The sequence below is a fragment of the Puia sp. P3 genome (assembly GCF_050632245.1).
Lineage (GTDB): Bacteria > Bacteroidota > Bacteroidia > Chitinophagales > Chitinophagaceae > Puia.
Genome location: NZ_CP192583.1, coordinates 2,557,137 through 2,583,287 on the forward strand (window position 1 = coordinate 2,557,137; position 26,151 = coordinate 2,583,287).

At 54.7% G+C, this 26,151-nt stretch carries 35 protein-coding genes and 1 pseudogene; 13 read left to right on the forward strand and 23 right to left on the reverse strand.

What is annotated here, in order from left to right; all coding sequences use genetic code 11:
* Nucleotides 1–27: 27 nt before the first annotated feature.
* The 3 genes from ACQ86N_RS15345 to ACQ86N_RS15355 form a co-directional block, all read right to left on the reverse strand.
* On the reverse strand, nt 28–279 hold the full coding sequence (locus tag ACQ86N_RS15345; RefSeq protein ID WP_431215900.1) for a hypothetical protein: 252 nt from the start codon (nt 277–279) through the stop codon (nt 28–30).
* A complete protein-coding gene (locus tag ACQ86N_RS15350; RefSeq protein WP_431215901.1) occupies nt 258–1,568 on the reverse strand; it encodes a sensor histidine kinase in 1,311 nt (436 codons plus the stop codon). The genes ACQ86N_RS15345 and ACQ86N_RS15350 overlap by 22 nt, the downstream gene beginning before the upstream one ends.
* Nucleotides 1,569–1,670: 102 nt before the next feature.
* Entirely contained in the window at nt 1,671–2,216 is a 546-nt protein-coding gene (locus ACQ86N_RS15355; RefSeq protein WP_431215902.1) for a hypothetical protein, read from the reverse strand.
* 20 nt (nt 2,217–2,236) lie between these two features.
* Here ACQ86N_RS15355 and ACQ86N_RS15360 point away from each other — a divergent pair, with 20 nt between their 5' ends.
* The 5 genes from ACQ86N_RS15360 to ACQ86N_RS15380 all read left to right on the forward strand — a co-directional run bounded on the left by ACQ86N_RS15360 (nt 2,237) and on the right by ACQ86N_RS15380 (nt 4,186).
* A complete protein-coding gene (locus tag ACQ86N_RS15360) occupies nt 2,237–2,428 on the forward strand; it encodes a hypothetical protein (protein WP_431215903.1) in 192 nt (63 codons plus the stop codon).
* 253 nt (nt 2,429–2,681) lie between these two features.
* Nucleotides 2,682–3,143 carry a hypothetical protein gene (locus tag ACQ86N_RS15365; protein ID WP_431215904.1) on the forward strand — a complete coding sequence of 154 codons (462 nt, stop codon included), beginning with the start codon at nt 2,682–2,684 and terminating at the stop codon, nt 3,141–3,143.
* A 10-nt stretch (nt 3,144–3,153) separates the two neighbouring features.
* Nucleotides 3,154–3,423: a hypothetical protein gene (locus ACQ86N_RS15370; protein WP_431215905.1), complete on the forward strand. Its 270-nt coding sequence runs from the start codon at nt 3,154–3,156 to the stop codon at nt 3,421–3,423.
* A gap of 77 nt (nt 3,424–3,500) precedes the next feature.
* On the forward strand, nt 3,501–3,740 hold the full coding sequence (locus ACQ86N_RS15375) for a hypothetical protein (protein ID WP_431215906.1): 240 nt from the start codon (nt 3,501–3,503) through the stop codon (nt 3,738–3,740).
* Nucleotides 3,731–4,186, forward strand: coding sequence for a hypothetical protein (locus tag ACQ86N_RS15380; protein ID WP_431215907.1), 456 nt, complete (start codon nt 3,731–3,733; stop codon nt 4,184–4,186). Before ACQ86N_RS15375 ends, ACQ86N_RS15380 begins: the two co-directional genes overlap by 10 nt.
* 76 nt (nt 4,187–4,262) lie before the next feature.
* Here the strand turns inward: ACQ86N_RS15380 and ACQ86N_RS15385 are convergent, their stop codons facing one another.
* The 12 genes from ACQ86N_RS15385 to ACQ86N_RS15440 all read right to left on the reverse strand — a co-directional run bounded on the left by ACQ86N_RS15385 (nt 4,263) and on the right by ACQ86N_RS15440 (nt 14,400).
* Nucleotides 4,263–4,481, reverse strand: coding sequence for a hypothetical protein (locus tag ACQ86N_RS15385; RefSeq protein WP_431215908.1), 219 nt, complete (start codon nt 4,479–4,481; stop codon nt 4,263–4,265).
* Nucleotides 4,454–4,828 carry a hypothetical protein gene (locus ACQ86N_RS15390; RefSeq protein ID WP_431215909.1) on the reverse strand — a complete coding sequence of 125 codons (375 nt, stop codon included), beginning with the start codon at nt 4,826–4,828 and terminating at the stop codon, nt 4,454–4,456. Before ACQ86N_RS15390 ends, ACQ86N_RS15385 begins: the two co-directional genes overlap by 28 nt.
* A 527-nt stretch (nt 4,829–5,355) precedes the next feature.
* Nucleotides 5,356–5,526 (reverse strand): hypothetical protein, encoded by a 171-nt coding sequence (locus ACQ86N_RS15395; protein WP_431215910.1) that lies wholly within the window; start codon nt 5,524–5,526, stop codon nt 5,356–5,358.
* Nucleotides 5,523–5,747 carry a TlpA family protein disulfide reductase gene (locus tag ACQ86N_RS15400; protein ID WP_431215911.1) on the reverse strand — a complete coding sequence of 75 codons (225 nt, stop codon included), beginning with the start codon at nt 5,745–5,747 and terminating at the stop codon, nt 5,523–5,525. Before ACQ86N_RS15400 ends, ACQ86N_RS15395 begins: the two co-directional genes overlap by 4 nt.
* A gap of 9 nt (nt 5,748–5,756) precedes the next feature.
* On the reverse strand, nt 5,757–6,914 hold the full coding sequence (locus ACQ86N_RS15405) for a thioredoxin-like domain-containing protein (protein ID WP_431215912.1): 1,158 nt from the start codon (nt 6,912–6,914) through the stop codon (nt 5,757–5,759).
* Nucleotides 6,911–7,303, reverse strand: coding sequence for a hypothetical protein (locus ACQ86N_RS15410; RefSeq protein ID WP_431215913.1), 393 nt, complete (start codon nt 7,301–7,303; stop codon nt 6,911–6,913). The genes ACQ86N_RS15405 and ACQ86N_RS15410 overlap by 4 nt, the downstream gene beginning before the upstream one ends.
* 162 nt (nt 7,304–7,465) lie before the next feature.
* Nucleotides 7,466–8,887: a RagB/SusD family nutrient uptake outer membrane protein gene (locus ACQ86N_RS15415; protein WP_431215914.1), complete on the reverse strand. Its 1,422-nt coding sequence runs from the start codon at nt 8,885–8,887 to the stop codon at nt 7,466–7,468.
* Between the two features lie 71 nt (nt 8,888–8,958).
* Nucleotides 8,959–10,425, reverse strand: coding sequence for a TonB-dependent receptor domain-containing protein (locus ACQ86N_RS15420; RefSeq protein WP_431215915.1), 1,467 nt, complete (start codon nt 10,423–10,425; stop codon nt 8,959–8,961).
* Entirely contained in the window at nt 10,349–10,945 is a 597-nt protein-coding gene (locus ACQ86N_RS15425) for a hypothetical protein (RefSeq protein ID WP_431215916.1), read from the reverse strand. The genes ACQ86N_RS15420 and ACQ86N_RS15425 overlap by 77 nt, the downstream gene beginning before the upstream one ends.
* 223 nt (nt 10,946–11,168) lie before the next feature.
* Complete coding sequence (locus ACQ86N_RS15430; protein WP_431215917.1) at nt 11,169–12,374, reverse strand: TonB-dependent receptor plug domain-containing protein; 1,206 nt, start codon at nt 12,372–12,374, stop codon at nt 11,169–11,171.
* 240 nt (nt 12,375–12,614) lie between these two features.
* Nucleotides 12,615–13,808, reverse strand: a complete 1,194-nt coding sequence (locus tag ACQ86N_RS15435) for a FecR domain-containing protein (protein ID WP_431215918.1) — start codon at nt 13,806–13,808, stop codon at nt 12,615–12,617.
* Between the two features lie 55 nt (nt 13,809–13,863).
* A complete protein-coding gene (locus tag ACQ86N_RS15440) occupies nt 13,864–14,400 on the reverse strand; it encodes an RNA polymerase sigma factor (protein WP_431215919.1) in 537 nt (178 codons plus the stop codon).
* Between the two features lie 111 nt (nt 14,401–14,511).
* On the opposite strand from ACQ86N_RS15440, the gene ACQ86N_RS15445 reads away from it, so the two are divergent.
* The gene (locus ACQ86N_RS15445; RefSeq protein ID WP_431215920.1) at nt 14,512–14,781 is read left to right on the forward strand and encodes an MGMT family protein; all 270 of its coding nucleotides are present in this window, start codon (nt 14,512–14,514) and stop codon (nt 14,779–14,781) included.
* A gap of 33 nt (nt 14,782–14,814) precedes the next feature.
* Nucleotides 14,815–15,492: a DNA-3-methyladenine glycosylase family protein gene (locus tag ACQ86N_RS15450; RefSeq protein WP_431215921.1), complete on the forward strand. Its 678-nt coding sequence runs from the start codon at nt 14,815–14,817 to the stop codon at nt 15,490–15,492.
* A 19-nt stretch (nt 15,493–15,511) separates the two neighbouring features.
* Here the strand turns inward: ACQ86N_RS15450 and ACQ86N_RS15455 are convergent, their stop codons facing one another.
* The 5 genes from ACQ86N_RS15455 to ACQ86N_RS15475 all read right to left on the reverse strand — a co-directional run bounded on the left by ACQ86N_RS15455 (nt 15,512) and on the right by ACQ86N_RS15475 (nt 19,130).
* Nucleotides 15,512–15,886, reverse strand: a complete 375-nt coding sequence (locus tag ACQ86N_RS15455) for a response regulator (protein ID WP_431215922.1) — start codon at nt 15,884–15,886, stop codon at nt 15,512–15,514.
* Complete coding sequence (locus ACQ86N_RS15460) at nt 15,855–16,475, reverse strand: sensor histidine kinase (protein ID WP_431217430.1); 621 nt, start codon at nt 16,473–16,475, stop codon at nt 15,855–15,857. The genes ACQ86N_RS15455 and ACQ86N_RS15460 overlap by 32 nt, the downstream gene beginning before the upstream one ends.
* 5 nt (nt 16,476–16,480) lie before the next feature.
* On the reverse strand, nt 16,481–17,935 hold the full coding sequence (locus tag ACQ86N_RS15465; RefSeq protein WP_431217431.1) for an ATP-binding response regulator: 1,455 nt from the start codon (nt 17,933–17,935) through the stop codon (nt 16,481–16,483).
* A complete protein-coding gene (locus tag ACQ86N_RS15470) occupies nt 17,857–18,387 on the reverse strand; it encodes a PAS domain-containing protein (protein ID WP_431215923.1) in 531 nt (176 codons plus the stop codon). The genes ACQ86N_RS15465 and ACQ86N_RS15470 overlap by 79 nt, the downstream gene beginning before the upstream one ends.
* Nucleotides 18,388–18,494: 107 nt before the next feature.
* Nucleotides 18,495–19,130, reverse strand: coding sequence for a DUF4382 domain-containing protein (locus tag ACQ86N_RS15475; RefSeq protein ID WP_431217432.1), 636 nt, complete (start codon nt 19,128–19,130; stop codon nt 18,495–18,497).
* A 418-nt stretch (nt 19,131–19,548) separates the two neighbouring features.
* Between ACQ86N_RS15475 and ACQ86N_RS15480 the strand changes: the two genes are divergently transcribed.
* The 6 genes and pseudogenes from ACQ86N_RS15480 to ypfJ all read left to right on the forward strand — a co-directional run bounded on the left by ACQ86N_RS15480 (nt 19,549) and on the right by ypfJ (nt 23,967).
* Nucleotides 19,549–19,692 (forward strand): SDR family NAD(P)-dependent oxidoreductase, encoded by a 144-nt coding sequence (locus ACQ86N_RS15480; RefSeq protein ID WP_431215924.1) that lies wholly within the window; start codon nt 19,549–19,551, stop codon nt 19,690–19,692.
* Nucleotides 19,653–20,516: an SDR family NAD(P)-dependent oxidoreductase gene (locus ACQ86N_RS15485; protein WP_431215925.1), complete on the forward strand. Its 864-nt coding sequence runs from the start codon at nt 19,653–19,655 to the stop codon at nt 20,514–20,516. Before ACQ86N_RS15480 ends, ACQ86N_RS15485 begins: the two co-directional genes overlap by 40 nt.
* Entirely contained in the window at nt 20,498–21,238 is a 741-nt protein-coding gene (locus ACQ86N_RS15490; protein ID WP_431215926.1) for an SDR family oxidoreductase, read from the forward strand. The genes ACQ86N_RS15485 and ACQ86N_RS15490 overlap by 19 nt, the downstream gene beginning before the upstream one ends.
* Before the next feature lie 15 nt (nt 21,239–21,253).
* Nucleotides 21,254–21,655, forward strand: a complete 402-nt coding sequence (locus ACQ86N_RS15495; protein WP_431215927.1) for a thiamine pyrophosphate-binding protein — start codon at nt 21,254–21,256, stop codon at nt 21,653–21,655.
* Between the two features lie 230 nt (nt 21,656–21,885).
* Nucleotides 21,886–23,004, forward strand: coding sequence for a thiamine pyrophosphate-dependent enzyme (locus ACQ86N_RS15500; protein WP_431215928.1), 1,119 nt, complete (start codon nt 21,886–21,888; stop codon nt 23,002–23,004).
* 121 nt (nt 23,005–23,125) lie between these two features.
* Nucleotides 23,126–23,967: pseudogene (gene ypfJ / locus ACQ86N_RS15505) on the forward strand (KPN_02809 family neutral zinc metallopeptidase).
* Nucleotides 23,968–23,987: 20 nt separating this feature from the next.
* Here the strand turns inward: ypfJ and ACQ86N_RS15510 are convergent.
* Genes ACQ86N_RS15510 through ACQ86N_RS15520 form a run of 3 tightly spaced genes read right to left on the reverse strand, consistent with a single transcriptional unit; the run spans nt 23,988 to nt 25,393 of the window.
* Nucleotides 23,988–24,479, reverse strand: a complete 492-nt coding sequence (locus ACQ86N_RS15510) for a CinA family protein (RefSeq protein WP_431215929.1) — start codon at nt 24,477–24,479, stop codon at nt 23,988–23,990.
* A gap of 16 nt (nt 24,480–24,495) precedes the next feature.
* Entirely contained in the window at nt 24,496–24,828 is a 333-nt protein-coding gene (locus ACQ86N_RS15515; protein WP_431215930.1) for a DUF4142 domain-containing protein, read from the reverse strand.
* Entirely contained in the window at nt 24,809–25,393 is a 585-nt protein-coding gene (locus ACQ86N_RS15520; RefSeq protein ID WP_431215931.1) for an SDR family NAD(P)-dependent oxidoreductase, read from the reverse strand. The genes ACQ86N_RS15515 and ACQ86N_RS15520 overlap by 20 nt, the downstream gene beginning before the upstream one ends.
* Nucleotides 25,394–26,151 lie beyond the last annotated feature (758 nt).

Genomic DNA, 26,151 nt, shown 5'->3' on the forward strand with positions numbered 1-26,151 from the left:
CTGAAGTAGCAAGTCCGCGAACGGCGATCACGTGTAAAGGGCCTTTTCATTAAAAGATGACGCAGGGATTGGTGCGGTTTTTAACAGACCGGCCTTGAATTGCAATTCGATCACCGTACCATTGTCGTTTTCGATCCGGACGTCGGCGTTAATATCTTCACTGAGGCCGCGAATTAGCTTTAGTCCAAGGGAATCGACCGGACTATCGATAAGTTCCGCGGCGATCCCGATGCCGTCGTCGGCAATCCGGAGGGTGATCATGTCGCCGTCGCGCCGCATGCTGATACGAATAATCCCTTTCGTCCCGCGGGGAATGCATATTTGATGGAGTTGGTTACGGCTTCGTTTACGATCAGAGCGAGTGGTACTGCCTGCGCGACATCGAGGCGAACCGGCTGAACATCGAGGGAAAAATTGATTTGCCCGGTATTGTCAAAGCTGTCCTGAAGATACCGGGTGAAGTCAGAGAGGTACGCCGCCATATCGATCGCTTTCAGATCACTGGATTGGTAAAGCTTCTGATGGATCAACGACATGGCATAGATGCGATGCTGGCTGATCTCTATAGCTTTCAGTGCGTCATTCTGCAGATGTCGGGCTTGTGATTCAAGGAGGCAGATAATGCTGTGAAGATTGTTCTTGACACGGTGGTGTACCTCTTTTAACAGCCATTCTTTCTCCTCAACCAGATGTTGCAGTACCGCATTTTTGTGGGTTATTTCACCCTTTTGCGCCTGCAATTGAAGATTGTTGCGCTGTTTCAGGCGAAACCGGTTGTATAACAGCAGCAGAACGATCAGCAATAAGGCTGCACCGCCGATCAGGACATTCCGCGCAAAAAGATTTTGCCTGTTCCTGGAGTCCTGAAGCGCGGACTGCTGTTGCAGTATTTTGATATTGTTGTCTTTCTTATCTGTCTCGTATTTAGTCCTCATTTCGTCTATCAATCGCATATTCACTTTTTGCCGAACAGAATCCACGATCCTATTATAAAGCGTACTCTCCAGATACGCTTCGTGAAACCGACCGGCTGCGGAGTCGACGGAAGCAATATATTTATAGATAGAGGCCCAATCGGCTGCACTTTCAAAATTGTTAGGGTGGAGAAGTGCGATGCTGAAATATGCCCGGCTTTTTTCGAACTGCTGTTTTGCGAAGTACAGCTTTCCCAGATTGAAATTAAGTAAGGAAACCTTCAGATCTCCGCTGAACCGTGAGACTTGCTGCTGTAGTTGTTCTGCGAGGAGCAGGTAATGTTGGGCCTTATCAAGACTGTCGAGGTCGAGATAGGCAATACCCAACATCAGATAGACCTCGTGCTTATCCCCGGGGTCTTCCGGTGAATGGCGCTTCAAAAGACTGTCCAGCAAATCTATCGCGGCTTCGTTCTTTCCCATATTGATCAGGATCATTCCAATATTATGCACGACCCGGTACGATAAAAGGTCTTCATTCCAGCGCCGGAATTCTGCCAATGATTTATAACCCCAAACCAGCGTACCGGCGCCCCGATCGTGTATGTCGTCGAGCTCTGCGTTCAGCCGGCGGGCATAAACATAGGCAAGCACGGTGCTGTCATGGGTGGTTTCGGCCGCACTGGACCTCCTCCATCGCGTACTGTTGTACTTTCACCATATCTCCTTCGAAAGCTGCGAGCAGACAACGGGTATCTAATGTATAGTGTGTGTAGGCAAAATGAATAGAATCTTCCAGGGCCAGCACGGCGTCGAAGGGAATTTCTGGGAGTCAGACATTTTACCCGCTGCCGCCTGCAGATAGCCGATATTCGAAAGGGTGACAATACGATTGCGGCGGTCACCCGTTATATTGAAGATCGAGTCCGCTTTCTTTAGGCGAACGATACGAGACAGGATAGTTGCCGGCTGGAACACAGCATACGTTCCCCACCATGCCCAGGCGATAGCCTCGGCGTGCTTGTCGTGCGCTTCTACAGCCGAGGTCGATCGCCTCGCGGAAAGGCCGCCGCCGCCCGGACCGTATCCCCTTTTTCCAGCCAGCTTTTCCCGATCAGGGCTTTGGGTCCTCGAAAGCAAAACAGGACTGCCGGTTCCGCCCCGCCTTGCCTCGTCGAGAAATGCCAGCGCACTGTCCAGATCGACTGCCCTCGCGCCGGGCCGGAAGGCATAGACGGCGCCGATCCGGTTCAGCGCGCGGAGACTGGCCTCTCCTCTTAGTCCGCTCAGTGAAGCCTCCAACGCAGAGAGCCCACCCCGGATTGCTGGCCGGGTCCGCCGATCCGTCATTGCCGGTTTCGTCGATCACGATCATCGGATTCAAATGCATCCGCTGGCTGGCGATCACAAGACCGCTATCGATATCGATCTGGTTCTGCCGCACTACATTCAGGAAACAGGATGCCAGCTGCAGCAAAAGCCGCTGCGTCGGAATATCTTCTTTCGAAGGCTGACAACGAGCAAAAAAAGGCCAAAGCCCGAGAAGGAAGAAAAGGGATTACGCCGGAAACGGCGCCGTGCACAAATGAATGCTCTCCCTTTGGTTGCATACGCAGGTGTTTTGGATGAGGTCAGAGGGCGCCAAAGGGATGAAGGTTGCAGGTCCCGCAATTTACCATTTTCTGAGCATAAAATTCCGGATTATTAGGCATCAATTAAGTATTAATTAATGGCTTTCGGTTTACTTAGCAGATCTAATTAATTAACATGATCAGCTATCTCAAACAAGCCTGTATTGCCTTATTGGTGATGTCGTGCAATCAGGCGCTTGCTATTGTTAAACTTCCTGCCATTTTTGGTGATAATATGATCTTGCAGCGGGATATGAAAGTACCGGTTTGGGGATGGGCCGACGCCGGCGAGAAGGTGGAAATTCAATTTATGGGCAAGACCTACACTACCCGTGGCAACCATGCCGGAAAATTTGAGCTAAAATTAGGTAGTTACAAGGCTGGCGGCCCCTGTCGCATGGTCATTACCGGCAGGAGCAATACATTGACCTATAATAATATATGGATAGGCGACGTATGGGGCGTTTCCGGCCAGTCGAATATGGAACTGGGTATCCAGCAAACCGACAATGCCGCAGCCTCCATTGCCGGAGCCACCGATTCGTTGATCCATTTTTTCTACCGTGCCGATGGCAGCGTCGCTGCAGCCTCAATATGACCTAGCAGATGTGCCGGCGGACTCCCGCAATGGTAGATGGGTGGTCTGTTCACCCCAGGCAATGGCCGATACCCGGTTTGCCTGGCATGGCTTTTCCGCAGTCGGTTATTATTTTGCGCAGCAACTGCGAAAAACGACCGGGATTCCGATGGGAATGATTGCCTCGTATAAAGGGGGTACCCCTGTCCAGGCCTGGATCAGTCTCGACGGCCTCGCGCAGAGCCCTGCATTTACAAAGTATATAAATGCCTATAAGGACAAACTAGATCATTCTGACTAGCGGGGATTCAGTTCACCAACCCATCTGTTCAATGGCATGATCACCCCTGTTCTTCATTATGGCATCAAAGGAATAATTTGGTATCAGGGGAAAGCAATGGCGACAGGATCGCCGATGCGGTTGAATACAATACGCTATTTCCGAGGTTGATCAGCGACTGGCGCCAACAGTGGGGACAGGGCAATTTTCCTTTCCTGTTCGTACAGCTGGCCAACTTTCGCGATTCCGCAAAAACCCCATCTGAAGGAATATGGCTCCTGGGTGCGCGAAGCGCAGCTGAAAGCGTTGTCCCTGCCGGCAACCGGGAATGGCGGTGATCACGGATGTCGGCGATGCCCATACGATCCATCCTACCGACAAGTTCGATCCGGGCGTCCGCTTGTCGCTGGCGGCGCGACATATCGCCTATGGCGAACAACTTGTTTACTCAGGGCCCATATACCAATCGATGAAGATCGAGGGCACAAGGATCAGGCTCAGCTTTTCGGAAATAAATCAGGGCCTGGTGGCGGGCCGGACGGAGACAAAAGAGCTGAAAGGCTTCGGTATCGCCGGCAGCGACCGAAAATTTGTATGGGCAAAGGCGGCCATCGATGGCGATAATGTAATTGTCTACAGCGATGAAATTGCCAATCCCGTAGCTGTGCGTTATAACTGGGCCGACAATCCGCCAGGAAATCTCTACAATAAGGACGGCCTTCCGGCAGGCCCTCTCCGTACCGATGACTGGCGCTCAGCCTCCCGATGCCCTGCACCCGGATAAATGACAACCGCCTGCAGTTCATGCGATTTGCCACCGCACCTTTTTGGGAAAAATAGGACTGCTATGTTCTGGCGCCTCAGTGTCCGGCCAGACCCCGACGAACAGGGTAGGGGATCAGGTCCCGATACCCTTCTATGCATTCCCTGCACTGATATAATTCGCGACCGCACTCGCATTCGGCAGATTCAACTTCCTGAGAATATCGCTCCTGTGCCGCCTCGACCGTCTTCACAGCTATCGAAAGCACACCAGCGATCTCCCTCGACGTCATCCCCGTCGCCACGAGCCTGGCCACTTCGGCCTGACGACCGGAAAGGCGGCGCGAACCTGCTTCTCGTCGGGCGAGAGCGAGAGGGTCGACATTTCCATCAGGAAGGGTATATTGGAGAAGAAGGAACAGCCGATGGCGATCCGCCACGCCCAGCGGCGGACAATTCGGCGGCAGAACAGTCTTTGGAGAGGACGGCGTTGACGCCATAACTGACCGCGCGGGTCAGGATCTCCCCGGCAGTGGCGCCTGCCGAGGATCAGGACGCGGGACAGACGGCAGAGCTCCCGCAGCATGATATCGGGATCGTGACCCACGGGCTCCAGATCGAACAGGACGATGTCCGGCCGCAGGTCTTTTACCAGCCTGGGCACAAAAGGACTGCAATAAAACTTCGTGGAGAACAGTAAACTCGGACTGTACACTCATTACATACTTCAACCCCTCACGTAATAGGGCGTGATCGCTTACTAGAACCAGCGTTGGCTTCTTCATTGTGGCTTATTATTGGTAGCATTACAAAAAATGTTGGTCATCCGGTGGATGCCAGTTGCTGCTACTAATCAGAGAGAGGGTCCATAAAATGTCTAGCTAGAAGTAGTGCGAAGGTTGGAATACGAATGTAGTGGTTTTTTTCAATACATAACACTCTCGGGAGGGCTATTGTTCTTGCCCCGTCCCTGCAACTGTGACCGGAAAAGGGTGCAAGCCCCGGGCGATAGCCCGGGGCCGTCCAAGACTCAACTCCATCACCTGCGCCAGCAGCCGATCCAGCTGCTCCGCCTCTTCCCCTCACTGCCCTTGTCATACTCTCCCGATGATCTTTCCTTCCTTATCGATAAGTATCTTCGTCGGCAGCGAATGGATCCCGAACTTCTCGCTGATGTCCCGCTCGTTCTTCTCACGTGCTTCCTGATCTTATCCCAGTCCAGCCCGCGCAGGACGTTGTGCCAGATGCCCGTTCCATCCTTGTCGATGGCCTTCTTCCGGAGGCGGCGCTGTCCCGGTCGTCGTCCGAAACGCCGATGACCTCGAGCCCCTTTTCCTTATACCGCGCATAAAGCTCCTTCACGTGCGGCATGCTCTGCTGCGGCAGGGTACGCACCAGCTGGCCCAGAAGTCGATCAGCACGTACTTGCCCTTCAGGGAAGACAGGCTCAGCTGGCTTCCGCTGAGCTCGGTTACCGTAAAATCCTTCGCCACGCTGCCCGGGGAACCGGCCTGCAGCTTCTCGATCTCTCCCGCGATCTCGCGGCCCGAAGGAGCTTTGCTGAACGGGACCCAGCCGGTCATAGAACAGTTTCAGCGAATCCAGCGGCAGGGAACCCGTATGGAACCGCAGCTGGAAAGCGGTGACATAGGACTGGGGATGACCCGCGAAGAAATCATAGTCTGCCTGCGCCATCCGCGCGAAATAGGGCTCGAACTGGTCGTGTATCGCCGCGGCCCTGCTAGCGCAGCGTGATCGATCAGGTCCTGCGGCTTCCCCGCCCTGACCGCGGCATTCATCGCCGCGCCGGCGCTTCTCATAGGCCTTCGACAACGGCTCCATTTCTTTCTGGATCGGCTGTTTCGACTTTTCCAACTCTTCGTATTCTTCCTGCGTCTTCGAACCCGAGAGACAACAGCCTTTCGGTAGTCCGCGGCCGGCAGCACGATGGTCATTGCCGACGGCTCCAGAAAAACAGTGACGGAATGCGCTTCGTCCCGCGAAGTCGAAGCCCCCGTGATATACGCCATCGTCGGCACACTGATACTGCCGCGGCAACTAAACTTGCCACCCACCACGCGCGCGGAATCATGCACGTTCGCGCCCTTGTCGTCGGTGTAATAAAAGTTGATCCTCGCCGGAGCCCGGCCGCCGGAAACCTGCCCGCTCAGAGAGAACCCACGCTGAGTCAAGACTTCCGACAGCTTCTTCTCCAGTTCTTCCCCATGCAGGTCCTTGGCGACGATCTTTCCTTCCGGATCGAGCAGCAGGTTGGCGGGAATCGAATTGATATCGTACTGACGCGCCACCGCGTTGTTCCAGAACTTCAGGTCCGAGACATGCGTCCAGGTCAGACGGTCGTCGTGGATAGCCTTCAGCCATTTCTCCTTGCCGGTCGGCTGGTCCAGTGACACACCCAGCACGGTGAAATTGCGGTCCTTATATTTATTGAAAGCGGCCACTACATTGGGGTTCTCGCCGCGGCAGGGCACGCACCAGCTGGCCCAGAAATCTACCAGCACATATTTCCCCTGAAGCTCTTCAGCGAAACCGGCCTGCCGAGGGTATCGTTCTGCGTAAAATCCATCGCCGTCTTCCCAATGCCGGTGAGGTTGTTGATCCGGATGCTGGCCGCGATCCGTTTCGCCGGACCGTTGTCCTTCGCCGATGGCAGCAGGGTATTGTAGATCTTTTTCCTTCTCCTCGATGCTCAGCTGACCCAACTGACGGGACAGCAGGTAGGCGCTCACAGCCGATCCTTGTGCGCCGCGATCCACTGCCGCGTCAGCGCCTTGTCGACCGAGTCTATCCTGTCCAGCTGCGGCTGCATGGCGGCCAGACCGGCGCTGTCCTTTTTCGCGTAGAGCTCGTTGGCTTTCTTATACAGGTCGGAACGGCCCTTCAGCACAGGATCGGCCGCGATCACGCTCTCATAGGTTTCATAATCCTGCAGACAGGCCTCACCAACAGCCTTTGCGTCTTTGAACATCGGGCCTTCGCCTTTGATCTCTATTTTTCCTTTTTCGATATACAACAGCATCACGGAGTTCTCGACATATTTACTTCCGATACGAAACATATAGGCGTCGCCTTCGGGAAGATTCGTATGGATAGTAAACCCTCCGTCCACGGTCTGCACGGAATCTTTTTTGAAGACTGTTCATCAGCGAATTCCAGTAAACCCACTGACCCGCAGCCAGTCCTTTCAGCGAAGCATGGATAGAAGTATTGTGCTGGGCCCGGGCAAACAGCGAAGCCAGACAGGCGGAAACGATAAATATTCTTTTCATTTGATGTGGAATTAATAATTCGGATTTTGTTTCATCTTGCTGTTAGCCGTCATTTCCGCATCCGGGATGGGAAGGATCAGCAGGCTCTTATTGGTAAAGGAGGGCAGCAGGCCCTGGATCGTTGCAAACGGCAGACGGCGAACCGCCAGAAAATCCTGCCCGGCTTCTCCTACAAAACTTTTCATCTCTTCTTCGATGATCAGCAGACGAAGCGCATCGGCCGTGGCAGCGGCGTCAACCGCGGTGAAATCGGTGATCCCCGCGTGACCCTCAACTGTCTTCAGCAGTGCCCTGGCATCTGCCAGGCTCCCGCCCGAGACCGTGATCGCCTCCGCCTCCAGCAGAAAGGCTTCGGTCAGCCGCATCGCATAGCTATTCTCCGAGATGGCTGCCGCCGAAATTGAACTGGTCGACCCGGGGTAAAACTTAGTCAGCGAAACGTCGGGACCATAAGGATTGCCGACGGTCCGGATCTGCCAGTCGGCGCGCGGATCGCCCTGGAACAGGGAATTCATAAAATCATTCGGACCAAAATCATCATAGTAGACATAGCTCATCCATTTGATATTTTGCTTCGGAAAGGGCTGCACGCCCAGCATGACTTCCCTACTCGTCAGACCTTTGGTCCAGAACAGATCCTGCACACTGCCTTCCAGCGCATACGGCCCATTGGAAATAATATCCTTCGTCAGGCTGATCACCTGCCCAAGATCGGCGGCCGACCCCCGGTTGATCAGCACCCGCGCCTTCAATAGTTTCGCCGCCCAACTGGTGGCATAGGCAATGCCGCTGTTCGAACCAGGCAAGGCCGGTATCGCCGCGTCGAGGTCGCTGACGATCGAGTCATAGCTCGCGGCGACGGTAGACCTCGGCAGATCAACGTTATCCGGCTTTACGAACTCACTGCGAATGATGATGCCATACGGGCTGGTGACGTCGTTGAATTGCCCATAGTACAGCAGCAATTCGGTATTGCCATAGGCCCGGAGAAATCGGGCCTCTGCCGTCATCCTGCTCTTGTCGGCGGCCGTAATGGCCGTTACCGGCGCCAGATTCTTCAGAAAGCCATTGGCCGCATTGACCAGGCCATAGCCATAGCTCCATTTGGTGCCGATACCAGGCGTTTTGGCATTATAGGTGTGCTCGTCGAGGCCGCCGCCGCCGAAGGTATAGGACAGCATGCCGCTCAGCTGGGACGGTATCTCTTCATTGACGTCATACCAGGTCGTCGACGGGACCCCGTTGACATCCGCCCCGCCGGCGGCCAGTTCATAATAAACGCCATTCAGCGCCGTGGACGCGCTTTTCGTGTCGAAGATCATATTGCCGTCGACCTCAGCCGTGGTCGGGAAAACGTTCAGCTGTTTCTTGCAGGCGCCCAGCAGGCTAACCGCCGACAACAGGACCACGCTATATTTATGGATAATGCTCATGTTTGTTCGTTTATCGGTTTAAAAACTAATCTTGACACCACCAGAAAATGTCCTCGCCGCGGGATAGTTGCTCACATCGAAATAGCCCCCGCCACACTAAAGGAGTCATCAGAGGTTTCAGGATCGTTGCCCGGATACCTGGTGATGGTAAAAAGGTTGGTAGCAGAAAAGAACACAGCCGCCGACAGGATCCCGCTGTTGCTCATCCACCGGCTCTTGGGCCATCGGTAGTTGAACGTAGCTGTCCGCAGCTTGACATAGGACGAACTGTAGATGCTCAGGTTGGTATTGTAGATGATCTGGTCGCTCAGCAGCAGCCTCGGCCGGCTCGCGTTCGGATTCTGTGCCGTATACCGGCCCAGCATCGACTGATTGGCATTGGACGTGCCCACGAATGTCGTGCTGGCGACGTCGTCGCCCCACATCAGATGACCGCCGGCTGAGAACAGGAAGTATAGCGACAGGTCAAAGTTCTTATAGCTGAAGCCCTGCGTGAATCCGCCGAAGTATTTCAGCGCGCCGCTGCCGATCAGCGCGTGAAAGTCCGGATAGGCGCCGCCGATGCTGGCAAAGCTCACGGTGTCCAGCTGGAACATCGGGTCGCCGATGCCCAAATAGGGGAAGACAAAGCCCATCGGCCCGAGCTTCGCCTTATAGTCGTCCAGCTGTTTCTGTGTCTTGATGATACCCGTCACCTTCATCCCCTGCATCAGACCCAGCGGCTGCCCTTCGATCAGGGTGGTATTGCCGTACTCGAGTCCCGTCGGCGTCCTTATCTGCGAGAGGTCGGCGTTCTTTGTCAGCCTGGTCACGATCGACCTGTTCCAGCTGATATTGGCAGAAACGCTCCACCGGAAATCGTGTGAGCGGATGATATCGCCCTGCAGCGATACTTCCACGCCCCGGTTGCGGATACCCACCGAATTGGAGAGCAGCATGCCGTACGAACTGCTCGGAGGCAGAGGCAGCTGGAGCAGCGCGTCGTCGGTCTGCTTGTTGTACCAGTCGAAGGTACCCGACAGCCTGTTCTTGAAAAAGGAAAAGTCGAGGCCGATATCGGTCTGTTTGGTCGTCTCCCATTTTACGTCGGGGTTACCCAGCTGTATCGGGGTAAGCGCGTTATTCCCGGCATAGGAATTGGGCGCGTACAGGGTCCGGTACATCTGGTTGCCGATGTTCTGATTGCCGGTGAGCCCATAGCTGCCCCTGATCTTGATGTCTTCGATCCACGGCACGTCTTCGAGGAATTTTTCCTTCGAAAGCCGCCATCCGAGGGCGCCCGAGGGAAAATAGCCGTACTTGTGGTCCGGTCCGAATTTGGACGAACCATCCGCGCGGCCCGTGAAGGTCAGCAGATACCGGTCCTTATAAGTGTAGTTGGCCCGAGCATAGTACGAGACCAGATAGCTCTGCGGCTTGCTGGGGTCGTCGGACTGCGTATAGACCGGACTGATAGCGCTGCTAAGGTTGTTGAGGATATTGTCGTTGGGATAGCCCGCGGCGGTAGCGCTGAAATAGCTGTTCTTCTGCGCTCTCATACGAGGTACCCACGAGAAGGTTCAGCGAATGTTTCTCCCGCCATTGCTTTGTATAGGTCAGGGTATTCTCGACGAACCAATCGGCGAACCGGCTATTGCTGTTGCTGCCGATACCCCCGTTGGAGGAGACGTTCCCATAGAAGCTGCCGATCGACAGATAGCTCGGCGTATAGGTACGCTGGTTATAGACCTGGTTGTTCAGCGAGACCGTGCTCTTGAACTGCAGCGAAGGTAATATATCGTAGATCGCGCTCAGCGAACCGAGCAGGCTCGTCGTTTTGGAGTTGTTGATCGCGGTCAGCATCGCCACTGGGTTCTGGAAACCCTGATAGCTGTAGCCGACATTGGCAAAATTGGTATAGTTGCCGGTAGAGTCAAGGGGCACATAGTCGGGCCGCGCTCTCAGCGCCTGGTCATACGCCCCATTGGTGATGTCCTGATTGGTATAGCCGACGCTGAAATTGGTAATGAAGCGGAATCGTTTGCTGATCTCGTTCTCGAGGTTGACCTTACCCGTCACGCGCTGGTAGTTGGTACCCCTGACGACGCCGGGGATGCTGGTAAAGGCGATCGAGGTATAATAGCGCGAAGACGCCGAACCACCCTGTACCGCGATCTCCGCCGTATGCGAAAAGGCCTTGCGCGTGACGGCGTCGACCCAGTCGGTATTCCCGCTGCCGAAGAACTGTCCGGGACTGTTGACGATCTGGTTGGCCTGAGGGCGGTGCGCCCTGCCGGCCTTGTCACGGGCCGCGTTGTCGTTGACGGCGGCTTCCGTAAGCAGGTCCCTGTACTGCTGACCGGTCAGCAGCTTTGGTTTGCGGAAACATGCTGGTCAGCGTGCCATAGTAGTTGAAAGTGATCTGGGGCTTCACGTCTTTCTTTCCCCGCTTGGTCGTGATGATCACGACGCCGTTGGCCGCCTTCGAGCCGTAGATAGCGGATGCGGATGCATCTTTGAGGATGGTGATGGACTCGATATCGTCGGGGTTGAGGCCGCCAAGGCTGTTCAGGCCGTTGACGAAGCCCGTGGACATGCCCTGGCTTACGCCGCCGGAACCGGAAATATCATTGCCGACGGGGTTGCTGACGTCATAACCCGGAGTGATATAGTTGTTCTGCACCTGCATGGGCACGCCGTCGATGACGTACAGCGGGTCGTTGCCGCCAAGCAGGGACGCCGAGCCGCGGACCCTTATACGCACCGCGCCTCCCGGAGTACCGTCCGTCTTGGTCACCTGTACGCCGGCAGCCTTGCCCGCGATAGCATTGTCGACCGTATTGAAGGGAACATCCTGTATGTCCTTTCCGCTGACGGTGGATACAGAACCAGTGAGGTCCTTCCGCTGGGACGATCCGTAGCCGATCATCACGACCTCGTTGAGGTTGGAGGCCTGCGGGTTCATGATCACCGATATCACCGGGGTCAAAAGGTTTACGCGGAAGCGCTGCGCGCCGTAGCCGACTATCGAGAACTCCAGCATATCCTTGTCGTTGGCCTGAATGGAAAAATTTCCGCCCGCGTCGGTCTGCGTACCCTTCTTTTTCTGCGTCAGATTGGACACCGATACGGCGGCCAGCGGATGGCCGTCGACACTCATGACATTGCCGGTGACGGTGACTTCCGGCGCGGGCAGCTCGGTCCTTACGGGTGCGGGCGCCGGGCTGATGACCAGCATGCCTTCCACCGTCGTAAAGATGAACCCGGTCTGCGAAAGTGCTACCGACAGCGCTTCGCGTGCGTCCGCATCCCTGACGACTACAGAGGCTTTGCCCGCCTTTCGGAGCAGATCGTTGTTAAACAGGATCTCGATACCACTCTGGCGGCTGATCTCGGCGACGATTTTCTCGAGCGGTTCATTGTGCATAGTGATCGTTACTTTCTGGGAGTAACCCATGGCGGCGACGTGGAGACAGGTCGCCAGTAATAAGACAGTTGTAATTCTCATGCTCCTGATCATTTGGGCGTTGCATAGCTTTCCGGCACGCAACCAGCAGTAGTTGAAAAATCCATACCTTTGGTTAGTTTGGTTAAACAATAAGCAGTACAATAGCGCTCTATGTGTTTGGCCTGACTTTCGACCGGGAACGCGGCATCGTTTCCGGTTTTTTTCAGGAATACATAGTCAAATTGATGACAATCCAATCATCGGATAAGATTTGGGCAACAATGGCAAACGCGTCGGGTCCTAGATTTTCGGCGAGACCCTGACCTGCCTGTTCTCGACAGTGAAATTCACTCCTCCCGCAGCCTGCAGCATCTTCAACACCTGTGAAATATTTACCTGGCGGCTTATTTTACCTGTATAGTGATCTGTAACCGGTGAGTCATAATGAACGTCGATATCATACCATCTGGCGAGCTGTTTCATGATATCGCTCAGCTCGTCCCCATGGAAAATAAAATTCCCCTCCTTCCAAGCAGTGATCTTTTGTACGTCGGCGTCGGCAACGAGACTGGTCTTCCCGTCCGATGCGGCCAGCAGCTGCTGTCCCGGCCTTAAAAGGCTGGCGCCCGCGCCGGTGGTGACCCTTACCGATCCGTCTACGAGTGTGGTACTGACGGTCTCTTCGTCCTCATAGGCCATCACGTCGAAGCTGGTGCCAAGGACCTCTATCTCGGGATTTTTACCCGGACGGTTCAGGTGCACCCGGAAGGGCTTCCCTGCGTCCTTTGCTACTTCGAAATACGCTTCTCCCGATAGCTCGACGGTTCTGTCCTTACCCATAAAGGCGGCCGGGAATTTTATCGACGAGGCGGCGTTGAGCCAGACCTTTGTTCCGTCGGAGAGAACGACCGAAGTCCGCCGCCCACGGGGCGTGGTGAGGGTATTGTACATGGTCGTTTGTGGAAATGTTGCCGTAGGCTCGATTGCATAGACCAGTCGACCCGCGTGCTCTTTGGTGATGGCCATCCCGCCCTGCCGGGCCAGCGATCCGTCGCCGCTGCTGTCCAGTACGATCTGCTTCCCGTCGGCAAGCGTGAGGACGGCGCCTTCATGACCCGGGGCGACGTCATGGGTCACGGCCGGCTGCCGTGCGATGGACCGTTCGTTTTTTGCGGAGCCCGCGAAATACACCAGCCCGGCGACGGCGAGCAGGACCACCGCAGCGGCGGCATAACGCACGTAGTGCGGAATGCGCAGTCTGCGCCGTTGTGCGGCCATGGCAGCATCCAGATGGGCGATGATCGCGGATTTCGCCGCGGGATCATCGAGTCCGGCGGAAAGATCGTCGGCCGTCAGGACTTCCCGGGTCAGCCGTTCCAGCGCATCCCTGTGCTCCGGCCTTCCGATGGTTTCGGCCAGGGCGATCCTTTCCTCCGGCGAGAGTTCACCCGTTAGATAGCGGTCGAGCAGATGGTTCAGCTGTTGTGCGTTCATACACTACAGGACGCTTTTTGAAAGACGGAGGGATTAGTCGGGGGAAAGAATTTTTTTATTGGAGCCGGTCTTTTATCCAGGTACGCATAAAGTTGAGCGCGATCACCATATGGACCTTGACGGTATTCTTCGACAGCTGCAGGCGGCCGGCGATCTCTTCGTGGGACAGTCCTTCGATGCGGCTCATGCGGAAGATGAGTTTCTGCTGGGGGCTCAGCTGCTCGATACCCTCGAGGACGATGCGGTAGGCGTCTTTCCCTTCCAGCTGCAAATGGGGCAGCAGGACGTCTTCGATGACCGCTTCCGGGCCGATGGGGCTGGTGTCGACGATCTTCTTCCGCAAAAAGGAGATCACCTGATTACGCCCCAGTACATATATATAGTGTGGGAGGCTTTCCACCGTCGTGAGTTTGTCCCTCTGCTGCCATAATTTGAGAAAGATATCCTGCGTCAGCTCCTGCGCGGCGGCGGGCGATTTTACCAGCGCCAGCGTATTGAAATAAACCCGCTTCCAATGGGTCTCGATCAGGACGCGGAAAGCCTTTTCATCTCCTGAAGCTGCGGCATTCAATAACTGACGTTCGTCGGGCATAGTCGGGATAAAGATAAACGAACTCCGCTGAATCCAGACCCTGTTTTATATATTTACAGTCTATGAACACCCCAAAAGAAAAGCGCGGCTAAAAAAGAACGGCTGATCGCCGTGAAACCTTCGGGTGCAAAAGAGGAGTCGCTGGCCGATCTTATCTTCGACGTGGTCCGCCAGATCCCGAAGGGAAGGGTCTCGACCTATGGCGCGATCGCTGCCGTCCTCGACCTGCCCAACCCCCGCATGGTGGGCCGCGCGATGCGCTCCGTTGACGACAAGGGAAGAAAGGTGCCCGCCCAGCGCGTCATCAACAGCGCGGGCCGTATCACCGGCGACCACCCCGAATCCCGCCGTGCACTGCTCGAAAAGAAGGCGTCAAAGTAGAAAAGAACAGGGTCGTCGACTTCAGGACCCTTTTTGGGACCCGGCCAAAGAACTATAGATGAAAAAAAGTCCCCGGCGATAAAGACCTTTAACAAAAAGAATTTCCACTCCATCTGCGACCAGTTGGCCAGCGCCGACAACGACCTGGCGAAGATCATCGGCGAGCACCGGTACCCGCCAATGTGGACACGGCCCAATAGTTTCGAGACGCTCGTTCACATCATCCTCGAGCAGCAGGTGTCGCTGGCTTCTGCGCTTGCCGCGCTGAACAAGCTGCGCGAGCGGCTGCAGCCGATCACTCCGGAAAGTTTTTTGATACTGACCGACGAAGAACTCAAGGCCTGCTATTTCAGCCGGCAGAAGACCGTCTATACCCGGGGCACGGCTGCGGCGCTGGTCTCACGCGAGCTCGACCTCGGGGCGCTGGCCGACCTGACCGACGACGAGGTCAGAAGCCGGCTGATCGCGCTGAAAGGCATCGGCAACTGGACGATCGACGTCTATCTCATGTTCGTCCTGCAGCGCAGCGATATCTTCCCTATCGGAGACCTGGCCGCGGTCAATGCGCTGAGGCGGGTGAAGAAACTTTCCCGTGATGTTTCCCGTGAACAAATCCAGCAGGTGGCGGCTGAATGGCAGCCCTACAGGACGGTGGCTACGATGCTGCTCTGGCATCTTTATCTCTCGTCGCCGATGCGGGAGAAGCTGTGACCGGCGATTGTCCTATTACTCAAAAATATTCTTCCGAGATCTTCTTGACCGTCTCTTCCGTCAGCGGTTTCTCGACGTAGTCGAGCACATTTTCATACTGAAGCGCCTTCTGCCTGTCTTCGCTTCGGGTCGAGCTGGTGAGCATGACGATCTTGGTATGGGGGCAGACCTCCATCGTACTCAGCCGCTCCAGGAAATTAAATCCGTCCATGCGCGGCATCCTGACGTCCAGGAAGATCAGTTCGGGACAGCTCCCGCTGCCGATCAGATCGCATGCCGCAATGCCGTCCTGGGCTACTTCTATGACCTGCGCGGCGTCCATATCGCTCAAAATCGTTTCATTCAGAAAGTTGGACGACTCGTCATCGTCCACCAGTAAGATTTTCTTGAACATCGACATCAGTTTGGAGGTATATTTTAAAAACGGTTCCCTGATTCACTTCACTCTCCACGGTGATCCTGCCTTTATACGCATCTACAATGGAATGGACCAGATACAGGCCAAGTCCCAGTCCTTCCTTATGTGTATGAAAGCGCTGAAACATATGAAAGATCTTGTCCCTGTTCATATCCAGATCAATTCCTATTCCCTGATCTTTAAGCTCTAAAACTACGAAATTTCCCTTACAGGAAGTTACAATATCAATGACAGGCGCCTGGTCCGGTTTTGAATACTTGATCGCATTGGTCAGGAGGTTTTGCAGGATGCTTTTAAGGTGCACGGCAGGGAAAAATATTTCCGGACAATGAGAAAAATCCGCCCGGATGACCGCTTTGGAAGAAAGTCTGACGTCCAGAAGGGTCACTTTGACCTCTTCGAGAATATCGGCAAACCGCAGCCTTTCCCGCTGGATGGTCAGCGTCTTCTTAAAGGCGATGGCGTCATTCAGCGCCAGTATCGTCTTTTGCATCATCCGGGTCGATTTTTTGACCATTTCGAACAAAGGCAGGTGGGATTCCTTTACGGCGCCTTTTTGGTCCATCAACTTCAGGAGCCCCTGAAGACTGGCGATCGGCGATTTTCATGTCGTGGGCGCTGATATAGGCGATCTCTTCGAGTTCCCGGTTGGTCCGTTCCAGCGCATGGGCATATTCCTCGAGTTTTCCCTTTTGTTCCATCTCCGCACGGGCGCGCGCCAGCTTCCGCGTTCTGCTCCATGACCGATTCAGCGTGGGTCCTTCGTTCGGTGATAATGGCCAGCATGGCGCGTATCCGGGTGACCAGTTCGTCCGGGTGAAAGGGTTTGAACAGGTATTCGTCCGCCCTCGCTTCCCAGCCTTTCAGCATCGCCTCGCGGTGCGTCTGGGCAGTCAGTATGACCACCTGGATCCCTGCCGTCAGCGGATCGGATTTGATAGCGGAACAAAGACCAATGCCATCCAGACCGGGCATCATGACGTCGGTAATGACCAGGTCGGGCGACCAGGTCCTCACGAGCCCGAGGCCTTTCAGACCGTCGCCGGCGATCCTGACCTCACTGAAATCCCGAAGAAGAGAGGCGATATATTTCGACAACTGGTCGTTGTCTTCGCAAACGAGCACCTTCATTTGCCGGCCGCCGATGGGCTCCGGCTGCCGGCTGTTGGTTTCCGGAGATGCCGTGGCAGGGTTCTGAGTCTGATAGCTCTCCCGCGGCTGGATCCGGCGCGCGCCTTCCTGGCCGGCGGCTTTTGGGGCGGGGCATTCCACGATAAACGCGCTGCCTTTACCGGGTTCGCTTTTTACGGTAACGGTACCGCCCAGCAATTCCGCAAACTCTTTTACCATGGCCAGGCCAAGGCCAGTGCCTTCAAACCTTCGGGTAGACGAGCCCTCCACCTGTCTGAATTTTTGAAAGATAACGGCGATATCCTTTTCGGCAATGCCGATGCCGGTGTCCGTCACTTCCATACGGATCCGTTCCTCCAATATTTCCAGCCGGACGCCGATCTTACCGCCCGCATCGGTGAATTTCACGGCATTCGAAAGCAAATTGAAAAGGATGCGTTCAAAAAGATAGTGGTCGATCAGGACGATATTGGTCCCGGCGGCGACGTCGAGAGAAAGTTCGATCTCTTTTCCCCGTATGGTAGGCTGAAAATCGTGTGTGATCGATCGGGTGAGGGCACCGACGTCGACGGCCTCCGGCCGAGGCTTCAACTTGCCTGCCTCGGCTTTGGCGAAATCGAGGAGGCCGGACACCATTTGAAGGAGGCGGGCGGCATTGTTGTGGACGGTTTGCATCACGTCCTGTTGTAAAGGAGACAGTTTCCCGAGTTTGCCGGAAAGCAGAGACTCGGTGGGAGCCAGTATCAATGACAAGGGTGTACGCAGTTCGTGGCTGACGTTGGCGAAGAACTCGCTTTTGACCCGTTCTGCTTCTCTCAGTCGCTCATTGGTCTGCTGCAGCTGCTGCGCCGCTGGAAGATCTCCGATTCCATCTGTTCGGCGCGGGTCTTCAATTCCTCTGTAAGTCTGTTTTGTTCCGCGCCCTGCTGTTTGAGCCGGATGAACTCCGTTACGTCCTCGACGCGATGAATGATGAAATCGATCTCTCCGTTGCGGTTCAGGACGGGGGTGTTCAGGGGACTCCAGTATCGTTCTTCGAAACCTCCTCCCTCCGAGGCCGGCCGGGGGATATCGTATTTTTGAACGGCCATGGCGTCCGGGGCCTTTGTTCGCAGCACCCGGTGCAATGACGCTTTCAGGTTGTTGACACCGGTCGCCGCCGGGTCGTCAGGATTGTCGGGGAAGATCTCGAACAGCGGCTTGCCGATTGTCTCCTCCCGCGTAGTATTTGTTGCCCTGAGACGGGCGTCATTCGCGGCAACGATCCTCAGGTCTGGAGACAGTACGAGGTAAATATCCGGCGCGGATTCAAATAAGGCTTTGAAATCGTTCAGGGTATCCGTCATACCATACAAGATAAAGATTTTCAATGGCAATTAGACTCAGGGCCATCAAAAAGATCGGGTGTATTGCCCGGAGACAATGCACCCGATCACAACATTTTCGAAAGCCGTTATTTTTTCTGGAGCGTGACCGATCCGGCATTCGTTACTACGCCGGTGGCGACACTTACGCTAAACGCCGTGTCTTTGTAGGTGGAATCAAGTGCGTGCATCGACAGGTTCCAGGACCCGGTATTCACCCCGCCAAAGAAATAATAGCCGGTTGCTGAATCCGGGAAGGCGGTCAGCGTATCGGTACCCTGAACAGCGAGAACGGCGGGTTTTGCTATCCCCGGGAGAAGATATCCCTTGATGCTGCCACCGATGGCTTCGGTATAGGTACGGATTACAGGCTTGAGGATGTATGCGCCGGCGCCGGTCGTCACAATACTTCTTCCGGCGTCAAAGTCGATCCAGAGGCGATAAACGATGCCGCCGGTCAGCGTCGTATGGATGTTGAATTTCAACCCGGACTGCTGGGCGGAAGGCGTTTGCAACGGATAGGACTGACCGTTGAGGACCACGGAATTATTATTGCCGAGGGTCAGCCGCATTTGCGACAACGATCCGGCAGGCAGATTCACCGACGCGAGCACCGTGTCGATACCGTTTCTGAATTTTAGCAGGTTGTAAATGCCAGGATGAAGAAGAGGCAGGGTCTGCCAGCCCGATTTCGCCCCGCTGTCCGCAGAAACGTTGACCTCCAGCTTTCTGAACGTCGATGTTCACGGCATCATACATGGCCGGGTCATCCGTCAGTCTGAGTTCCAGCGTACCGCCACTGTTGTTGCTGCTCTTGTTGCAGGCCGCAAATATGGCCAGAAAAGTTGCCAAAGGAAGAATAAAGAAAATAACGCTGCGCGTGTTTTTGTTTTTCATGAGTATGAATTTTAGTGCGATCATCGCCGTCAGGCTGGCGGGATCTTCATTTTCATAGCTAAGACAGACTATTGGTCCAATGGACCTAGTGGATATCCGATTTTTTTTCGCCGCCGCGGGGGTCGCCCGCTGAAAACGCCGCGACATTAACAACCCGGTAACAACCAAACTATGGGGATGATTATTTCTGTTACCCGGGAGTAATAGTTGCCCTTCTGGGGTATGGCAATTGCTGCCGACCACCATATGAAAGAACTACAGGGAAAAAATGCCATTGTCACCGGTTCAGACTCCGGCATCGGTGAAGCAATAGCGATGGAATTCGCCAGAAATGGCGCCAACATAGTGGTTTGTTACCACACCACAACCAGCAGGCGGCCAGGGGAGTAGTCAGCCGGATCGGGGCGGAAGGACAGCGAGCAATAGAAGTTCAGGTGGACGTCGGCAACGAAGACCAGGTCAATTCTCTGTTCGATAAAGCCCTGGCACAATTCGGGACGGTCGACATCCTCGTAAACAATGCCGGCACCAACGGGGCTAAACGGCAGGTCGTGGATATGACCACGGAGGAGTTCGAGAGGACGCTGCGATCCGATCTCTATGGACCATTTTTTGCATGCCGGCGTTTTGCGAAACACCGCATAGAGCAGGGAGGAAAGGGAAAGATAATCAACATTACTTCGATTCACGAAGAAGTTATGTTTACGGATGCCGCCGACTACAATGTGGCAAAAGGAGGACTCCGGAATCTCACCCGGACGCTTGCACTGGAACTGGGCCCCCATCTCATCAACGTCAATAATATCGGGCCCGGCATGATCGTCACGCCGATGAATAAGGACCTGATGAACAATCCGGAGGCACAGAAAGATAAGGGGAAAGCCGTACCCCTTCAGCGTCCGGGTTATCCGGAAGAGATTGCCGGACTGGCCCTGTTTCTCGCTTCTTCCGCCGCTGACTACATCACCGGATCCACCTATTTTATTGACGGGGGATTAATGCTGAAAATGGCCAGAGAGGTTCTAGACCAGGCCGCTGGCACAGAAATTTCGGTCTTTTTGCAAATTGAAGCATATGAGCAGCACAGACACGAAGGCAAAGCCGAAAGTCCAGGACAGACAGCCGGGCGTCGAGAAAGAGATGAAGCCCCGGCCGGAATTTATAAAGAAAGATTACAAGGCCGCGGGCAAACTGAATGGAAAAGCTGGCGCTGATCACGGGAGGAGACAGCGGCATCGGCAGGGCGGTAACCGTTCATTTCGCACGGGAAGGGGCGGACGTTGCCATTGTCTATCTTGACGAGCAGGAAGACGCGATGGAGACCAAACGGCTGGTGGAATCCACCGGGCAAAAATGTCTCCTTCTGCCTGGCGACGTAAAGAGCGAGGGGTTCTGCAGGGACGCCGTGAAACAGACGGTCGACGAGTACGGCAAACTCAATATCCTCGTAAACAACGCGGGAATGCAGGTGCCGCAAAAGGACCTGAAAGAGATCAGCTCCGAACAACTCACCACGACATTCGAAACGAATATTTACCCTTATTTCTACTTCGCCCAGGCTGCCCTCCACTACCTCCACGAGGGCGACAGCATTATCAATACAACTTCTGTTACTGCATACCGGTCCTCGCCGGGACTGATCGACTATTCAGCCACAAAGGGAGCCATTACGACTTTTACCCGTAGTCTGGCCACAAATCTCGCCGAAAAGAAGATCAGGGTGAACGGGGTGGCGCCGGGCCCGGTATGGACGCCGTTGATCGTATCCACGTTCACCCAGGAAAAGATCGACAAGTTTGGAGAGGAAACGGCGATGAAGCGTGCCGGTGAGCCTTCAGAACTGGGGCCCGCCTATGTCTTTTTAGCCTCCGATGACGCGTCCTTCATTACCGGGCAGGTGATCCACGTAAATGGTGGAGAAGTGGTTAACGGATAAAAATATACTCATTATATGGCACAGCAAGTCAGTGATTTTATCGTCGGGCGGCTCATCGCCTGGGGGATCAAACGAATTTATGGCTATCCCGGCGACGGCATCAACGGGGTCATGGAAGCGCTCAACCGGGCAAAAGACCAGATCGATTTTATCCAGACCCGTCACGAAGAGATGGCTGCATTTATGGCTTGCGGTCACGCGAAATTCACCGGAGAAGTGGGGGTTTGTATCTCCACTTCGGGACCCGGAGCGATCCACCTCCTCAATGGACTCTACGACGCGAAAATGGACCACCAGCCCGTGGTGGCCATCGTCGGCCAGCAGGCGCAGGATGTCGATGGGGGGCGACTATCAGCAGGAGGTGGACCTGGCGTCTCTGTTCAAGGACGTGGCCCACGAATACGTCCACACCTGTAACGAGCCATCACAGGCAAGACACCTGATCGACCGCGCGATCCGCATCGCGAAAGTCAACAGGACCGTTACCTGCGTCATCCTGCCCAACGACGTGCAGGAGCTGGACTACGCCGAACCGCCACATCTTCACGGGAGCGTCCATACGGGTATGCACTATACGCGTCCCGAGATCGGCTACCCCCTTCGCCGACCTTCAGCAGGCCGCCGATATACTCAATGCAGGCAGCAGAGTGGCCATCCTCGCCGGCGCCGGCGCGGCAGGAGCCGCGCAGCAGGTGATCCAGGTGGCCGAAACACTGGGCGCCGGAGTCGCAAAGGCCCTGCTCGGCAAGGCCGTACTGCCCGACACCCTGCCCTTTGTCACCGGAAGCATCGGCCTGCTCGGAACCAAGCCGAGCTACGACTTGATGCAGGAATGCGACACCCTGCTCATGGTCGGCACCAGCTTTCCCTATTCGGAATTCCTCCCCAAAGACGGCAAGGTAAAAGCAGTACAGATCGATATCGACGGGCGCATGCTCGGTCTTCGCTATCCCACAGACGTCAATCTCCAGGGAGACAGCCGCAAGACCCTGCAGGCGCTGCTGCCGCTGCTGCAAAAAGAAGATCGCAGCTGGCGGGAGAGGATCGAAAAAGAGGTCGACCGCTGGTGGAAAGTGCTGGAGGCTCGTGCGATGAAATCGGCCCATCCCATCAATCCGCAGCGTTTCTTTTGGGAGCTGAGTCCGCTGCTGCCTGACCGTTGCATCCTTACGTCGGACTCGGGATCGATCGCGACCTGGTTTGCGATGGACCTGAAGATACGCGAAGGCATGAAGGCGTCGCTCTCCGGAAACCTGGCGACCATGTGCCCGGGAGTACCCTACGCCATCGCAGCCAAGTTCGCGTATCCGGACAGGATGCCGATTGCGCTGGTGGGTGACGGAGCGATGCAGATGATGGGGATCAACGAACTGATCACTATCGCGAAATACTATAAACGCTGGACGGACCCTCGGCTGATGATCGTTGTTCTCAACAACCGGGACCTGAATATGGTGACCTGGGAACAGCGGGTCATGGTGGGCGACCCCAAATTCGAGGCGTCGCAGGATATCCCCGAACTGAACTATGCCGCATATGCTCAGCTCATCGGCCTGGAAGGCATCCGGGTAGAAAAGGAAGAAGATATAGCGCCCGCATTACAGCAGGCCATGGCGTCGAAAAGGCCCGTCGTGCTGGACGTACTTAGCGACCCCAGCGTTCCGCCGCTGCCGCCCCATATTACGCTGAAACAGGCAAAGAATTTCACCTCTTCGATCCTCAAGGGAGACGTAAACGCACTGGGACATGATCAAACAAACCTATAAAGAAGTAATAGAAAATTTCCTGCCACATCATTCATGAGCCGAATTGCCGGCATTCCCGTCACCACCGGCCCACCGTGGCACGCTTTTTTATAAGCCTAAACCATACCTTAAAACACCAAATATGAGATGGCTCGGCGACAGGGAAAGCTCCAACGTGGAAGACCGCCGCGGGATCACAGGCGGACATATCGCTGCCGGCGGCGGCGTGGTAGGTCTTATCATTTACCTCATTTATTCTTTCCTGGGCGGGACCGGATCCCCACAACAGCCTGGCCAAACCCAAACAGCGCCGCCAACAGCCGAAGAAAAAGGCGCGGATGACCAGCAGGCAAAATTTGCCAAAGTTGTCCTGGCTGACACGGAAGACGTCTGGACCAAATTATTTGCCGACCAGGGAAAGACCTATGATGATCCCACCATGGTCTTATTCACCGATCAGGTAGAGTCTGCCTGTGGTTCGGCGAGCTCCGCAGTAGGACCCTTCTATTGTCCCGGCGACCGCAAACTATACCTGGACCTTTCGTTCTGTCAGGAATTGCGCGATCGCTTCAAAGCCCCCGGCGATTTTGCCGTTGCCTATGTGATAGCCCATGAAGTAGGACACCATATTCAAAACCTCAACGGCATTTCGGCGAAAATGGCGCAACGCGGTCACAGGTCGGCAAGGCAGAATACAACAAATACTCCGTAAAACTTGAGTTGCAGGCTGACTTCCTCGCCGGCGTCTGGGCAAATCACGCCAACAGGATGAAGAATATCCTCGAGCCCGGAGACATCGAAGAGGCGCTTAACGCCGCCAACGCCATCGGCGACGACAGACTGCAAAAGGAGGCTACCGGCACAGTGGTTCCGGACGCTTTCACCCACGGCACCTCAGCCCAGCGGGTATACTGGTTTAAAAGGGATTCGAAAACCGGGGATATGAAACAGGGGGATACCTTTAATGATCCTTCCCTGAACTAGAGCTGCCCGCGTCTTCGCATTTATATTCCTTGCAGCACCTCCCGGAACGCATCCAACACACTGTTCACATAAAACACCTGCACCGTTATCGCGTCCTCATCCGGTCCTTCCAGCCTCTCCAGCTTCAGTGACTTTCCCCGCCCATAAATGCAAAAAAAGGCATACGTTTCTTCTATGTTCTTCTCCGGTACCGGCGCTGCATAACCGGTAATGCCGATCCCGAAACTCGCGCAAAAACGCTCCGCGACACTCCTGGCCATCTCTTCTGCCACAAGTGGAGAAACGCCATCGCATTCCAGCGCATGCACGGGTTCTACTCCGAGCTGCCTGCATTTTTGACCGACATTATATACTGTAATCCCGCCCTGAAAAACGCGCCGCGCGTCTTCCGCCAGTGACAACGCGGCCTGCAGATGACCAGACGTCACGCTCTCCGCTACCGCAACCGTCTCATGCAGTTTTAAAAGCAAATTTTTAATAGTCTCGACGTCTCCCAAAGTATATACACTCATTGTAACGGCTTATACTTTATCCGCCGCAAATCGCATACCTTTTGGATTTTCGGAATTCGCAATCACCGGTCATTTTTTTTAACATCGGATTTGACGCGGGCGCTTCCGTGGCCCCTTTTGGTATCTGGAAACCCCTTTTCCTGACCAGCTGTATCAGCTCGTCTTCTATCTTACTATGGTCGGCGACCATCGGCCCGCCAAATGCCTTCACGTCGGCGTCGCTTCCCTGGTCTGCCGCCAGCCTGCCCATGGCCACCTCCTGGAGGTTTCCGATGCTGGCCTGGATAAGAAAATACCTGGCAGTACAAACTGGTTCAATAGTTAAACACCTAGATCCAGAACGGCGCATAGATATTCGTTTTCATTGTGGCATCGAATTCCTCCGTAGTTACGTCCGATATCGAAGCCGCCGACTGCTGCCGGCCGGCGTTGTTGACGATGATATCCAGCCCACCCAGTTCTGCAACCGCTTTTTGCACCAGCTGCCTGCAAAACGCCTCGTCGCGCAGATCATCGGGAATAGCCACCGCCTTCCGGCCCTCAGCCTTGATCAGCGCGATGACTTCTTTGGCATCCGGTTCCTCTGTGGGGAAATAGTTGATAGCCACATCTGCTCCCTCCCTCGCATAAACGATCGCCGCAGCCCTTCCCATCCCCGAATCACCGCCCGTGATCAGCGCCTTCCTGCCCATCAGCCGCCCCGAACCCTTATAACTCGTTTCCCCGCAGTCTGGCTTTGGGTCCATCTGCCCCTGCAGACCCGGCCATGGCTGCGGTTGATATTTGAACGGCGGTTTCGGATACTTGGTAGTTGGATCCTCTAGTTTGGCAATACCATCCCCCGGCTTGTTGCCTCCGGATATCGCCCCCGGCGCAACGGTAAAGGCGGCGACAGCATTGCCGGCAAAGTCCAATTATGATACTGTCGGTTACAGGTAGTCCTTAAGGGCTTGACATATACGGGTATGGGTATATACTTAATGTTTGGAGCTGACGCCGATCTCCGACGGAATCTTTAATTTTGTTGAATCTTCCCTCACTACTTTGGCTATTGGAAAGCAGAAAAGGTAAAAAATATTCAAATTGTATCAGAAATGGTCAAGTTAACGTGCCATACAAGTTTTGAAGAGCTCAAATCAACCGGGAATTCAATTCCGGTTTCCATACTTTCATCAGAAATTACTTGCAAAGTTTAGGGAGTTTATTGAGTTGGCAAGAACCACCCTTGTAAAGTCTCCCCGATCCGAGGAAACTCATAAACGTACAAAGAGTGGCAAAAGGCGTAATGGAATGTTGATTGACATTTCTAAGATTCTCAATCAAAATTGGTCCAAGGAAAGGTCTTTTCCAGGGGAGAAGCAGGTGAAAAATTAAATATACGTCGGATGTATGAATTTGTTTATTTTGTAATTTATACGAGGTCGATACAAAATGGCAAAACTGCCCTAATTGCAAAATACAACGCTTTTATAGCTTCATCTTTCGGTATTTTAACGCTATTGGCGGCGATATTTGGTATATCAAGGCGAGTTTTCCGAGACTGGTTTGATGACCATGTCGGACATGCAAGCAGAAACTTATTGATGTTAGTCCTGTCCGCGCATATCGTCTTTTGCCTGGTATATTTTAACAGAAAGAGAGTTGAAAAGATCCTGATCCGATATGAATCATA